Genomic DNA, 12,255 nt, shown 5'->3' on the forward strand with positions numbered 1-12,255 from the left:
TTCCCTTCGGGGAGTTCGAGGTGCGGGCATTGCCCGCCGTGGACGTCGGAGCACCGGGGGATGTGGGCGGCGCGGCATAGGCGGGCGCCGCAGTCTCGGCTGCAGGGCCGCCCGCGGCCGGCCTTCAACGGCCGGTCGCAGACGGCACAGCGGTAGCGGACCCGGGTCACGCGGCTTCACATCCGGGATGGGCGGTCTGGTCGGGTGCGTAGGGCTCGAACGGTTCCTTGCATCCGGTGCAGACGGAGGCTTGCGAATGCTGGGGCCACAATGGGCTGAGTCCCGTCTCAGCCCGTCTCACGCCCGTCTCTGAGTCGCTGAGACGGGTTGAGTCGGGACTCACGCCATTGCGGGCTGTACTTTTCAGCGTGAGTCCGGAGTAGGTCGGAATCTGCTTGCCGGTCTCGTCCCGGGGGCGGGTCCGCTTCACCTGGGGAACGACTGACTGAAGGTTGCGGCCGAACATGGCCTTCGTCCCGTGCCGCACCCCCTGGTCGTCGGCCCAGTCCTTCCAGGCGTCCCAGAGTTCGTCGACGGTGACCTCACAGGTGGGCCCCTTGTCGCAGCACTCCCGGACGAACGCGGACGTCGGCGACGCGGTGTCCTGCATCGTCGTCACGGCGTCCGCGGATCCGGGCGGCTCCGTGATGTGGCCGTTCTTCTCCAGGCGGGCGAGCCCGTCGAGTGCCCAGTTGAGGATGCCGGGCATCTCCCCGGCCAGCTTGTCGGTGAGGTCGGTGTCTTCCTTGCCGAGCCAGCTCACGGTCATGTTCAGGACGATGAAGCGACGAGCGATGACCCCGGAGGCGTCGCCGAAGTTCGGCAGCTCGTTGGACAGGATCATCAGCCGGGTGGGCATCTTGCCCGTCCACGGGTCGCGGAACTTCCGGTCAACGTCGATGGTGTCCTCACCGGAGATGGTGAGCAGCCGCTCGACGACCTGGTGCCCGTCCTTGCCCGCAAGCCGGGCGTCGGAGATGACGGCGAGGGACTTCCCCAGCAGAGGCGACAGACCGAAGTTGGTGGCCAGGCCGGCGAGGGTGGGGCCTGCCATGTTCCCTTTGCCGACCAGGTTGGTCAGGATGCGGGCGATGGTGCCCTTGCCGGACCGGGTGGGGCCGACGACGAGCAGGATCTTCTGCTGGTCGGTGCGGCCGGACAGGACGTAGCCGAACCACTCCTGCAGGGCCGCGATGGACTCGGGACTGTCGGGCCAGATACCGGCGAGGAACTTCTCCCAGGTGGGTGCTGTCGCCTCCGGCACGTAGTCGAACGGCACGGACACGAGGTTGAAGAACCCTGGGGTGAGCGGTAGCAGTTCGCGGTCATGGACCCGCAGGAGTCCGTTCGTGCACGCCACGATCGGGCTGTCATCTCCGTGCGTATTGGAATTGCCAGAGTCCCGACTCAACCCGTCTCGGGAGATCCATTCGGGGGCGTCGACGGACGGCCGGAGATGGGTGACAGCTGAGATCGCCTCCATCAGATCGGAGATCTTCCGCTTCGTAGGGGACCACGGCTTGATGAGCGGCTGGCCGTGCTTGTCGAGGCCAGCGACGTACTCGGCGTGCTCCAACTTCTTGTAGAGGCTGGCCCTCACCTCCTGGTCGTCCATCTCACGCCAGTACGAGCCCTCCCAGCGCATCCACGTGCCACGCCAGTAGCGGCGGGTCAGAAGCCCGTGCTCGTCCCGCCAGGCCGGGGCCAGCTGCCGCGCCACGGCCATCGGGTTGGTCGGGGGCGGGTACTCAAGTTCGTCGTTCATCAGGTCGCCCCTACGGTGCGGTTGGCGGAGGCGACCGTGCGCCGCGCTTCGGCCTCACTGAGACCGACGCGGGTAGCCGCCGAGATCAGCTCAGACTCGACGTCGCCGGCCGCGAGATGTCCGTCTGCCACGTGCGCCCACCCCTTGCAGGCGGCCCAGTACAAGCGGCTGTTACGCGTGTTGGCGGGGGCGTCGAGGACGACCCGCACCAGGCCCTCGAGGGCCCGCCCCGCGGCATCGCCGGACGTGGGGATCACGCGACGCTGGGGGCGGACGACGGGGGGCGGAGGCAGCATCAGGCGCAGCAGCGCCTCAGGTACCGGCTGAGGGTCGACGTACCCCAGCTTGGGGTGAAAGGTGTACTCCCCGTTCCGGCCGGTCGAGCCGGGGCCGACGACGTAACCGCCCGTCCCGCGGACGTCGATGCCGGGACCGAGACGGCCGACCGAGTTCGGCACGGTCACGCCCTCCGGAACCGTCAGCCACAGATGGAAGCCACCGGACGGGGTGCAGATCGTCACGGTCTGTGGGACGTCGAACCCGTGCTCACGGGCGAGTCGGTTGAGCGTGGCAACCCCGTCGACTCCGTTCTTCCTGTCGAGGTCCAGGCCGATCATGCGCCCGCTGCAGGCGATGCCGTAGCCGTCCGCGTGCGGGGCCAGCAGGAACAGACGACGGACATTGGCCGCGTCGGTGGTGGCGTCGTACACGCCGTGTCCGGGCTGCCCGCACTGTCCCTTGCAGTTGTGCCCCCGGTCGTGGGGCGACCGGATCGCCGGGAGCTTGTTCCGGGTGGGGAACACGGCCAGGCCCTGCGCTGCGGCCCGCTGGGCGTTGTCGTAGCCGGACCGCCAGGCAGCCTGGCGGGCCTGCTCGCGTGCTCGGGTCCATGCGCTCATGTCGTCACCGCCGGGACGCGCAGCTGCACGACGTAGACGGCTCCGCAGGGCGCGGTCTTGAGGACGGAGCGGACGAGGGGGAGGGGTGCTCGGTGAAGGTGGGGGTGCCCACAGCCAGGGCACTTCTCGACCTTGACCTGCCGGTGCCACTTCCGGGACCGGGACCGGTACGTGTCGAGCCGGCCCGCTACACGCTGCGGGTCGCCCTGCGGTACGGTGACAGCGGACTTACCGCCCGCCGCGGAGTCTTCCTGAAACGCCCCGGTCAGCCCCCGGGGCGTTTCTGCGTTCGTGGTCATGCTGCGCGCTGACCTCCAGTCCGCACGGTGTGCTCGTCCAGCCACCGCTCGATGGCAGATCGCCTGTAGAAGACGCGGCCGGCGCGCCCCTCGGCGGTCTTGATGTACTCGGGGCCTTGCCCGCGCCAACGCAGGTCGGCGAGAGCCTGCGTTGTGCTGAAGACCGGGTACTGCTCGCACACCTGAGCCGGGGGCAGGAGGTCGTCCACGGGCTTCCCGGTGTTCGGCATTGCGTCTCCTTAGCTCATACCGTTGCACGTTAGACGCGAGCGCATCTATGGTGATGCACATGAACGCGATGGTAGCCCAAAACAGTCGATACGCAAGAGGCTTGCTGCCGCATAGGCTTGCCGACATGAGCGATCAGCAGTACGGCCGGCGTGCAGTCGAGGTAGGTCCCACCGGAATGACCGTGGCCGACAACCTGGCCCGACTTCGCAAGGTGCGCGGGTACAGCACGCGCCAGCTAGCTGCAGAGATGGAACGCAAGGGGCGCCCCGTCTCCCCCTCCGGCATCACTCGCATGGAGAAGGGGGACAGGGTCGTGACGGCTGACGACCTAGTCGCGTTCGCCGCGATCTTCGGAGTCTCGCCCGTCTCACTACTGCTGCCTCTCACCCCCACGGCCGAGACCTCTGTAGAGATCACGGGTGGGGGGACGGTCGACGCGCTTAGGGCGTGGGAGTGGGGCATCGGCCGGCTGCCGCTGCGGACCACGCCCGAGCACGAGCGGACGCAGCTGGCAGAACACCGCCTGTACGGCATGCCGCAGTGGCTGCAGGATCATGTCGGTTACGCCGTGAAGATGCGCAGCACGGTAAAGGCGCAGCCCACGGCCGAGGCGCAAGCTGCGATGCAGGGCCTGAAGGACCGGTACCGCGAGCAGACCGGCAAGGAACTCGACCCGGACGACTTGCTGAGGCTCATGTTCGGCCCGTCGATGGAAGGGGGCGGCGATGGCCCGCGTGTGGATTGAGGACCGCGAGACCCACGCGGACTACCGGGAATCTGTGGAGAAGTGGCAGGCGGCGAAGAAGGCCGGCAGCAAGCGGCAGCCTCCGGGCCGGTGGCGGGTGCGGTGGTACGCCCCAGACGGCAAGGGCAAGGCGAAGACCTTCGCGAGGCTGCCGCAGGCCGAAGCAGAGGTGCACGCCCTCACAGCGAAGCTGAGCAAGGGCTCATACCGTGACCCTCAGTCGGGAAAAGCGGCAGTGCGTCTGGTCGCCGACGAGTGGCACGGCTCGCTTCGGAAGCAGGGCCGCCGGACGAAGGACGACTATCGGGAGCTGCTCGACCTGTACGTGATCCCGAAGTGGGGTGACTGGCAGGTGCGCGCGGTGCAGTGGGCGGACGTCAACGAGTGGGTTACCGAGTTGTGCGAGGCGCCGGGCAAACGGGGCGCGAAGCTGGGGCCGGACCGCGTCAGGAAGACGTACTACGTGCTCAGCAGCGTGATGAAGCACGCGGTGAAGACGCACCGGATCGCGGCCAGTCCGTGCCACGAACATGACCTGCCGCGCAACGATGACCAGGACGACCACGTTTACCTGACCCACGACCAGCTGGAAGCGCTCGCCGAGCAGGCAGGCCGCTACCAGACGTTCGTGAGGACGCTCGGCTATACCGGCATCCGGTGGGGTGAGGCCATCGCCATCAAGGCGGGCCGCGTGCAGCTGGCAGACAGGCGCATCCGCATCCTGCAGGCGTACTCCGACATCGACGGACACCTCGAGCTAGGCCCGGTGAAGAACCACGAGAAGCGGTCCGTGCCGCTCCCGCGGTCGTTCGCCGAGGAGCTGCGGCCCCTGGTCGCAGGCAAGCCGCGGGACGGACTCGTGTTCACGGCACCGGAGGGCGGGCCGATGCGGTACCCGAACTTCAGACGCCGCGACTGGGACAAGGCTGTGAAGGCGGCCGGCCTGGACGACCTCGACCTCACCCCGCACAAGCTGCGGCACACGGCCGCGTCGCTCGCCATCAGCGCGGGAGCAGACGTGAAGGTCGTGCAGACCATGCTCGGGCACAAGTCGGCGGCGATGACGCTCGACGTGTACGGGCACCTGTTCCCGGACCGTCTGGACGAGGTCGCCGACGCGCTGGACGCCGGTCGCTCTGCCGCACTGACAAGGCTGAGAGCGTCAATCATGCAACTCTGACGACTTGTGGATCATGTACGAAATGTGTACTGGCCCCCAGGATCATCCTGGGGGCCAGTCTCGTGATCTGGCCCGTGACCTGCACGGACTGTGCTGTGCCCCCGGCAGGATTCGAACCTGCGACACCCGCTTTAGGAGAGCGGTGCTCTATCCCCTGAGCTACGAAGGCAGTGGCAGTGGACGCAAGCAGCGACGTGCCCGTGGTCTGGGAGGACCACAGGCGTCAGCGTACCGGATGTGGGTCGGGCGGGTGTGGGGGTCAGGTCAGGGATGCGGGGTGGGTGGGTGTGTGGGACGGGAGGGGGCGGAGTCCGAGAGGCCCTTTCCGGTGGGCGTCGGGGAGAGGGCGGGTGGGTCAGGTCGTCGGGACCCGGGTGAAGCGGGACGCTGTGTGGAGGTCTGTTTGGATGCGGGTGGCTGTCGTCGTCAGTTCCGGGAGGAGGTCCGTCACGCACTCCGCCGGCGTGCGGCGGCTCACGTGCATCGCCGTGTTCAGGGCGGCCACCACCCGGCCCGACCGGTCGCGGATCGGGACCGCCAGGGAGCGGAGTCCCTCTTCCAACTCCTCGTCCACCAAGGCGTAGCCCTGCGAGCGGACCGTGGCCAGGGTCCGCTCCAACCGCTGCTCGTCCGTGATCGTGTGGGGGGTCAGAGCACGCAGGTTCTCAGGCCCCGGCAGCGGCGTGGGCGCGTCCGCCAGCAGGACCCTGCCGAGTGCCGTCGCATACGCCGGCAGCCGCGTGCCCACCGTGATGTTCACGCTCATCACCCGGGCCGTCGCCACCCGGGCCGTGTACTGGATCTCCTCGCCCGACTCCGACAGCACGGCCAGTGACGTCGATTCGTGGATGCGGGACGTCAGGTCGGCCAGGTGGGGCTGGGCGATCTCGGGGAGGGTCGTACGGGACAGGGATGGGAAGCCGAGGGAGAGGATCCGGGGGGTCAGGGCGAAGGTGCGGCCCGTCGCGGCCACCAGGCCCAGGTGCTCGTAGGTGATCAGAGCGCGCCGGGCCGTCGCCCTGGCCAGGCCCGTCGCCCGGGCCACCTCCGTGAGGGTCTGCTCCGGCCTGTCCTCGCCGAACGCCGTGACGACCGTCAGGCCACGCGCCAGGGACTCCACGAACTCGCGGCCCAGTTGCTGCTTGGACGTGCCCGTCCAGCGCGCCAGGTCCGAAGGGGGCGGGCCGGGCTCGGGGGGCGGGGCGGCCCGGAGTTCGCGTTCCATGGCCCGCACCGCGGACCGCAGCCGCGGGAGCAGCGTCGTGCGCAGGTGCCGCGCGCTGTGGCGGCTCGTGTGGCTGACCACGCTCGCCACGCACGCGATCCTGCCGTCCCTGCCGTCCGCGCCGTCCGTGCCAGGGGCCCGGACCGGTACCGAGACCGCCACCAGACCCGGCTCGATCAGCTGGTCGTCCAGGGACCAGCCGTTCGCCGAGGCCTCGTGCGCGCGGCGTACGAACGTCTCGGCGTCCCGCTCGTCCGCCCCGTACGTGCGTGGCGGTACGGCCGTGAAGAACAGGTCCCTCGGGTCCGCCGCCCTGCGCTGCCGCCAGCGCTGCCAGTCCGTGTCCGTCCACTCCGTCGCGAACAGCGGGCCGGGTGCGGTGCGTTCGGCGGGGAGCAGGTCGCCGATGCGGAAGCTGAGGGACATCGCGCGGCGGCGGGTCGCCTGGTGGATGAAGCGGATGCCGTCGAGGTCCGCGACCGCGAGCGAGACCGACTCGTCCAGTTCATCGGCGAGCGCGTCCGCGTGCGGTGCGAGCAGGGCGGGCAGGCGCAGGGCGGACAGGTAGGCGTTGCCCAGTTCCATCAGGCGGGGGGACAGGTGGACGTCCCGGCCGTCGAAGCGGACGTAGCCCATGCGGGCGAGGGTGGCGGTGATGCGGTCGACGGTGGAGCGGGCGAGGCCGGTGGCCCGTTCCAGGCCGCTCAGGCTCAGTGCGCCGTTCGCCTCCGTGAGTTCCCGCAGTACCGCGATGCCGCGGATGAGAGGGGTGACCGCCTCCGCGGGGACGTCCTTCGGGACGTCCTTCGGGACGTCCTTCAGGACGTGCTCCGGGACGTGCCTTGGGACGTCCCTCTGCCCCATCTCGTCGGCCGGCGAGGCGGCGCCCTCCTGGGGCTCGGGCATGGGCTTCGCTGGCATCGGCTCTCCGGTACGGCGCTCGCGACGGTCGCGGCAGGCCCACCGTAATCCGAGTCAACCGAGTCAACCGAGTCAACCGAGAGATCCGAGATCGGTGCCAGGTGGACAGATAACCGGGTGGCCAGGTGGATAGGAGGCCGGATGCAAAGTGGCCGGGTGGCCGGGTGGCCAGGTGGATGGGACGCCGCACACCGGGTGGCCCGGAGGCCAGGGCGGCGCTTGGTCCTAGTCCCGTGTGACCCGCACCCGGTACCCCCCTTCCACGCCCGCCCCAGCCACCCCGACCCCCGCCCCCACGCCCACCACCTCGATCGTGACCCCCCGGCCCGCGTCGCGGAACGTCTCCCCGGGGGTGAAAGGCGCGTCGGACAGTTCCGCGTGGACGTTCGGTGCGCGGGTGCAGCCGCCGCTGTTGCGGCGGGAGTCGGTGACGGTGACCGGGCCCATGCCCGTGTCAACCGCCGCGTCGACCTTGTAGATCAGGACGCCCGGGCGGCACACCGCCTCGTCGTTGCCGGCGCGGGTGCGCAGTTCGACGGCGTAGCCGGTCCCGCCGTCCAGGGGGACGAAGACGAGCTTGGGACCACCGGCTTCCGCCAGGGGCGTCAGGGTGTACTCCGTGGTGCCGGGGGACGACGCGCAGTGGACCTGGGCGGCGTCGAGCCAGCCCAGCTTCCACTTGTGCCAGCCGAGGAAGTCGTTGTTGGCGCCCCAGTCCTCGCTCATGATGTCCCAGTGGCCGACCGCGCCCCCGCCCTCCGCGGTGTACAGGTCGGGCAGGCCGAAGACATGGCCGTTCTCGTGGGGGAGGACGCGGTAGCCGGTGCGGTCGTAGGAGCCGGAGCCGTCGTCCTGGCGGGAGTAGACGAACGAGGCGTTGGCCACGGGTACGCCGTCGGCGAGCGGGGCGTCCGGGTTGCCGGCGAAGGTGACGGACAGGACCGTGTCCAGGGCGGAGGGGCCGGCGTTGGGGCTCACCAGCACGTTCAGCAGGTCGTACGCGCGGAAGTCCACCTCCGGGTCGGCCGCGGCGACGAGGTCCTGGACCAGGGTGCGGTAGCCGGGCTCGAACGGCGCCCCGCGCTCTATGCCGTACTCCCGGAAGGACTTCGGCATCCGCAGCCAGCCACGGATGGGGGTTTCGGGGCGGTAGTCGAGGCGGCCGTAGGAGCTGGTGCGGAACCACTTGCGGGTCTGCGGGAAGAACTCGCGGAAACGGTCCCGGGCGTCGCCCTCACCGGGGGCGTCCGAGAAGTCGATCATCAGGGTGAGGGCGCGGACGGTGCCGGTGGAGCGGGAGTAGCCGGTGGGGGTCGGGATGCCCTCGGACATCTGGACCCCGCGTGCGCCGCGGATCATGCAAGGGCCGTGCGCGGGGGTGTGGGAGAGGACGATCGGGCCTGCTCCCGCGGTACTGGTGCCCGGCGTGAGCCCGCCTGTGCCGGCCGAGGTGCTGACCGTGAAGGTCAGGGCGGTCACACAGGCCAGAGCGGTCAGGCGCCGTCCGGATATCCGGCCGCGGGGCGGCCCCGTGCCGTCCGGGCGGGGGCGACGGGGCTGCGGCTGTATGCAAGGGACCTGCAAGGGACCTCCCGCGCCACGGCAGCCTCCCGTCTCCGGCTGCACCCTTCCGATCACCCTGCGTCGCCGGACAGGGGGGACGCGCGCTGGAGGAGACCGATCGTGGGTTTCCCGTCAGTAGCGGGCGGGGTGGTGCGCGGTCGGCTCGCGGGCCAGACCCGAAGCTGCTTGTGAGTCAGGTCACAAAGAATTTCCTCGGGAGCGGGAAATACCGGGGACCCACTCCCCGTTTAGCCATGTGTCCGACCGAAACGGGGAACCGCTCCCCGGATCGGAGCACCAGCCACTTTCCACCACCAGGAGTACGCCGTGCAGACCGCCAGCCCCGAAGCGCGCAAGGTGCCCCGGCCCCGCGCCGACGCCCTGCGCAACCGGGAGCGGATCGTCACCGCCGCCCGGGAGATGTTCGTCGAGCACGGCCCCGAGGTGCCGCTCGACGAGATCGCCCGCCGGGCCGGCGTCGGCAATGCCACGGTGTACCGCAACTTCCCGGACCGCGACGCGCTCGTCCGCGAGGTCGTCTGCTCGGTCATGGACCGCACGGCCGCGGCCGCCGAGGCCGCGCTCACGGAGACCGGCGACGCGTTCGAGGCGCTGGAGCGCTTCGTGCACGCCGCCGCCGACGAGCGGATCAGCGCGCTGTGCCCGATGGTCTCCAGCACGTTCGACCAGCACCACCCGGATCTGGAGGCCGCTCGTGAACGAGTCGAGCGGCTCATCGCGGAGGTCATGGACCGCGCCAGGTCGGCCGGACAGCTCCGGTCCGACGTGGACGTGGGGGACGTCATGATCGCCGTGGCCCAGCTCAGCCGGCCCCCGGCCGGCACGGACTGCGTCCTGGCCGACCGCTTCGTCCACCGCCACCTTCAGCTGTTCCTGGACGGGCTGCGGGCTCCCGCCCGCTCCGTCCTGCCGGGTACGGCCGTGACCCTGGAGGATCTGCGCCGGCCCTGACCGACCCGTCCCGGCCGATCGGATCCGTCCGGTCGCCCCGGCCCGATGAGTTCAGACCGCCCCACCCGTCTGAACCCTGAACGACAGCCCCAGCACCACAGTCCCTGCGGCCGTCCCCGTGGACGAGCCGTCACCTTTCACCTTTCGTCATCTTCTTCCGTCACGAAGTCACGAAGTCCCGAAGTGGGTATCCCCATGTCTGAAACAGCCTCGAAGACTCTCGGCACACCGGTCAGAGAACCGGACGCCAACCGCTGGAAAGCGCTCGTCTTCATCGCCCTGGCCCAGCTGATGGTCGTCCTGGACGCCACCATCGTGAACATCGCCCTGCCCTCCGCCCAGCAGGACCTCGGCATCTCCGACGGCAACCGGCAGTGGGTCGTCACCGCCTACGCGCTCGCCTTCGGCGGTCTGCTCCTGTTCGGCGGCCGGATAGCCGACCTGTGGGGCCGCAAGCGGGCGTTCGTCCTCGGGCTCGGCGGTTTCGCCGCGGCCTCCGCGCTCGGCGGTGCGGCCACCAACGAGGCGATGATGTTCGGCGCCCGCGCCCTCCAGGGAGCCTTCGGAGCGCTGCTCGCGCCCGCCGCGCTCTCCCTGCTCGCGGTGATGTTCACCGACGCCAAGGAGCGCGCCAAGGCGTTCGGCATCTACGGCGCGATCGCCGGTGGCGGCGGCGCCGTCGGCCTGATCCTGGGCGGCTTCCTCACCGAGTACCTGGACTGGCGCTGGACATTCTTCGTGAACATCCCGTTCGCCATCGTCGCCGCGGCCGGCGCCTACTTCGTCATCCGTGAGCCGGAGGGCGGCCGCAACCGCTCCCCGCTCGACATCCCCGGCGTGATCCTGTCCACCCTGGGCCTGGTCGCCCTGGTCTACGGCTTCACGCGCGCCGAGTCGAACGGCTGGGACGACTCCCTCACCATCGGCATGTTCATCGCCTCGGCCGTGCTGCTGCTGTCCTTCGTGGTCGTCGAGTCGAAGGTCAAGGCGCCGCTGCTGCCGCTGCGCGTGGTCACCGAGCGCAACCGGGGCGGGATCTACCTCTCCCTCGGTCTCGCGATCATCGCGATGTTCGGCCTGTTCCTCTTCCTGACCTACTACCTGCAGATCGTGAAGGGCTACTCGCCGGTCAAGACCGGGTTCGCCTTCCTGCCGATGATCGCGGGCATGATCACGGGCTCCACGCAGATCGGCACCCGCCTGATGACCCGGGTCGCGCCGCGCCTGCTGATGGGCCCGGGCTTCCTGGTCGCCGCGCTCGGCATGCTGCTGCTGACCCAGCTGGAGATCGGCTCCTCGTACGCCGCTCTGCTGCTGCCCGCGATGCTGCTGCTCGGTCTCGGCATGGGTACGGCGTTCATGCCGGCCATGTCGATGGCCACCCAGGGCGTCGAGCCGCGGGACGCCGGTGTCGCCTCCGCGATGGTCAACACCTCGCAGCAGGTGGGCGGCGCGATCGGCACGGCCCTGCTGAACACCATCGCCGCCTCCGCGACCACGGCCTACGTCGCCGACCACATCGCCGGGGCGACCAGCCGGTCCCAGCAGCAGCTGGTCCAGCTGGAGGCCATGGTGGAGGGCTACACCAGCGCCATCTGGTTCGCCGTCGGCATCCTCGTGGTGGCCGCCGCGATCGCCCTGACGTTCGTCAACGCCGGCCGCCCGGGCGGTACGGCGGTGGCGTCCTCCGGCGAGGACGCGGTGGACGAGGCGCAGATCCCGGTCGTCGCCCACTGACGGCCGTGCACCGCACCCCTTCGGGCCATCCGTAGGCACGAGGAAGGGGACGCCCCGCACCTACGGAATCCAGGACCTGCCCTGGCCCCGCTTCGACTCAGCGGAGCCAGGGCAGGTCCGCACCCGCTTCGGCCGGCTGAAGTCCCTCGGCGATGATCCGCATGATCTCGCCGAGGGACTTCTGCTGTTCCGCCGACAGCCGGTCGAAGACGGCCTGCCGTACGGCCTCCACGTGTCCGGGCGCCGTCTGCCGCAGCACGTGCAGGCCCTCGTCCGTGAGGACGGCGAACTGGCCCCGCTTGTCGTCGGGGCAGTCCTCCCGGCGTACCCAGCCGTTCTTCTCCAGGCGCGCGATGGCGTGCGAGAGACGGGAGCGGGTGATCTTCGCCAGCATCGCCAGCTCGGTCATGCGCAGCCTGCGCCGCGGCGCTTCGGCGAGCTTGACCAGAAGGCCGTAATAGACGTGCGGCATGCCCGCGTCGCGCTGGAGCTGACGGTCGAGATGGTCGTCGAGGAGGGTGGCGCCCTCCATGAACCAGCGCCAGACGCGCTGCTCCTCGTCGGTGAGCCAGCGCGGCTCCTGGGGGCGGGCGGGTGAGCCGGTTGTCGGTGCGGATGCGGGTGCCTTCATGTGTTCCACTCTACGTGGCCCCTCCTTGAACTTTAAACAAATGGCCCGTACAGTTTTGTCAGGGAACCACGTTTCGGAAGGAGCCGC

At 70.0% G+C, this 12,255-nt stretch carries 10 protein-coding genes and 1 tRNA gene; 4 read left to right on the forward strand and 7 right to left on the reverse strand.

Translation table 11 applies throughout. The features are described 5' to 3' along the window. Positions 1-166: 166 nt before the first annotated feature. From ACIQU3_RS14280 to ACIQU3_RS14290, 3 genes are all read right to left on the reverse strand, one after another. Positions 167-1,765, reverse strand: coding sequence for a phage/plasmid primase, P4 family (locus ACIQU3_RS14280; protein WP_403925140.1), 1,599 nt, complete (start codon positions 1,763-1,765; stop codon positions 167-169). Further along, on the reverse strand, positions 1,765-2,664 hold the full coding sequence (locus ACIQU3_RS14285) for a bifunctional DNA primase/polymerase (protein WP_403925142.1): 900 nt from the start codon (positions 2,662-2,664) through the stop codon (positions 1,765-1,767). The genes ACIQU3_RS14280 and ACIQU3_RS14285 overlap by 1 nt, the downstream gene beginning before the upstream one ends. A gap of 295 nt (positions 2,665-2,959) precedes the next feature. Then, positions 2,960-3,193, reverse strand: coding sequence for a DNA-binding protein (locus tag ACIQU3_RS14290; RefSeq protein ID WP_403925145.1), 234 nt, complete (start codon positions 3,191-3,193; stop codon positions 2,960-2,962). Between the two features lie 125 nt (positions 3,194-3,318). Here ACIQU3_RS14290 and ACIQU3_RS14295 point away from each other — a divergent pair, with 125 nt between their 5' ends. Together ACIQU3_RS14295 and ACIQU3_RS14300 are read left to right on the forward strand one after the other, a co-directional pair. Next, entirely contained in the window at positions 3,319-3,939 is a 621-nt protein-coding gene (locus ACIQU3_RS14295) for a helix-turn-helix domain-containing protein (protein WP_403925148.1), read from the forward strand. After that, positions 3,920-5,119, forward strand: a complete 1,200-nt coding sequence (locus ACIQU3_RS14300) for a tyrosine-type recombinase/integrase (protein ID WP_403925151.1) — start codon at positions 3,920-3,922, stop codon at positions 5,117-5,119. Before ACIQU3_RS14295 ends, ACIQU3_RS14300 begins: the two co-directional genes overlap by 20 nt. Positions 5,120-5,215: 96 nt before the next feature. On the opposite strand, the gene ACIQU3_RS14305 is transcribed toward ACIQU3_RS14300, so the two are convergent. The 3 genes from ACIQU3_RS14305 to ACIQU3_RS14315 form a co-directional block, all read right to left on the reverse strand. After that, a tRNA-Arg gene (locus ACIQU3_RS14305) sits at positions 5,216-5,288 on the reverse strand. 186 nt (positions 5,289-5,474) lie between these two features. Further along, positions 5,475-7,208, reverse strand: coding sequence for an IclR family transcriptional regulator C-terminal domain-containing protein (locus ACIQU3_RS14310; protein ID WP_403925347.1), 1,734 nt, complete (start codon positions 7,206-7,208; stop codon positions 5,475-5,477). A 282-nt stretch (positions 7,209-7,490) separates the two neighbouring features. Beyond that, positions 7,491-8,834 (reverse strand): M6 family metalloprotease domain-containing protein, encoded by a 1,344-nt coding sequence (locus ACIQU3_RS14315; RefSeq protein ID WP_403925349.1) that lies wholly within the window; start codon positions 8,832-8,834, stop codon positions 7,491-7,493. A gap of 321 nt (positions 8,835-9,155) precedes the next feature. On the opposite strand from ACIQU3_RS14315, the gene ACIQU3_RS14320 reads away from it, so the two are divergent. Both ACIQU3_RS14320 and ACIQU3_RS14325 read left to right on the forward strand, forming a co-directional pair. Continuing rightward, positions 9,156-9,800 (forward strand): TetR/AcrR family transcriptional regulator, encoded by a 645-nt coding sequence (locus ACIQU3_RS14320; RefSeq protein ID WP_403732759.1) that lies wholly within the window; start codon positions 9,156-9,158, stop codon positions 9,798-9,800. A gap of 195 nt (positions 9,801-9,995) precedes the next feature. Beyond that, on the forward strand, positions 9,996-11,537 hold the full coding sequence (locus ACIQU3_RS14325; RefSeq protein ID WP_403732762.1) for an MFS transporter: 1,542 nt from the start codon (positions 9,996-9,998) through the stop codon (positions 11,535-11,537). 97 nt (positions 11,538-11,634) lie between these two features. Here the strand turns inward: ACIQU3_RS14325 and ACIQU3_RS14330 are convergent, their stop codons facing one another. Continuing rightward, the gene (locus ACIQU3_RS14330; protein WP_403732764.1) at positions 11,635-12,168 is read right to left on the reverse strand and encodes a MarR family winged helix-turn-helix transcriptional regulator; all 534 of its coding nucleotides are present in this window, start codon (positions 12,166-12,168) and stop codon (positions 11,635-11,637) included. Positions 12,169-12,255 lie beyond the last annotated feature (87 nt).

It is taken from the genome of Streptomyces sp. NPDC101110 (genome assembly GCF_044759525.1).
Classification (GTDB): Bacteria; Actinomycetota; Actinomycetes; order Streptomycetales; family Streptomycetaceae; genus Streptomyces.

What these genes read in the sequence shown, in the direction of transcription:
- ACIQU3_RS14290 (WP_403925145.1), bottom strand. Translation starts at nt 3,193, where the DNA reads ATGCCGAACACCGGGAAGCCCGTGGACGACCTCCTGCCCCCGGCTCAG.
- ACIQU3_RS14280 (WP_403925140.1), bottom strand. Translation starts at nt 1,765, where the DNA reads ATGAACGACGAACTTGAGTACCCGCCCCCGACCAACCCGATGGCCGTG.
- ACIQU3_RS14330 (WP_403732764.1), bottom strand. Translation starts at nt 12,168, where the DNA reads ATGAAGGCACCCGCATCCGCACCGACAACCGGCTCACCCGCCCGCCCC.
- ACIQU3_RS14310 (WP_403925347.1), bottom strand. Translation starts at nt 7,208, where the DNA reads ATGGGGCAGAGGGACGTCCCAAGGCACGTCCCGGAGCACGTCCTGAAG.
- ACIQU3_RS14300 (WP_403925151.1), top strand. Translation starts at nt 3,920, where the DNA reads ATGGCCCGCGTGTGGATTGAGGACCGCGAGACCCACGCGGACTACCGG.
- ACIQU3_RS14295 (WP_403925148.1), top strand. Translation starts at nt 3,319, where the DNA reads ATGAGCGATCAGCAGTACGGCCGGCGTGCAGTCGAGGTAGGTCCCACC.
- ACIQU3_RS14285 (WP_403925142.1), bottom strand. Translation starts at nt 2,664, where the DNA reads ATGAGCGCATGGACCCGAGCACGCGAGCAGGCCCGCCAGGCTGCCTGG.
- ACIQU3_RS14325 (WP_403732762.1), top strand. Translation starts at nt 9,996, where the DNA reads ATGTCTGAAACAGCCTCGAAGACTCTCGGCACACCGGTCAGAGAACCG.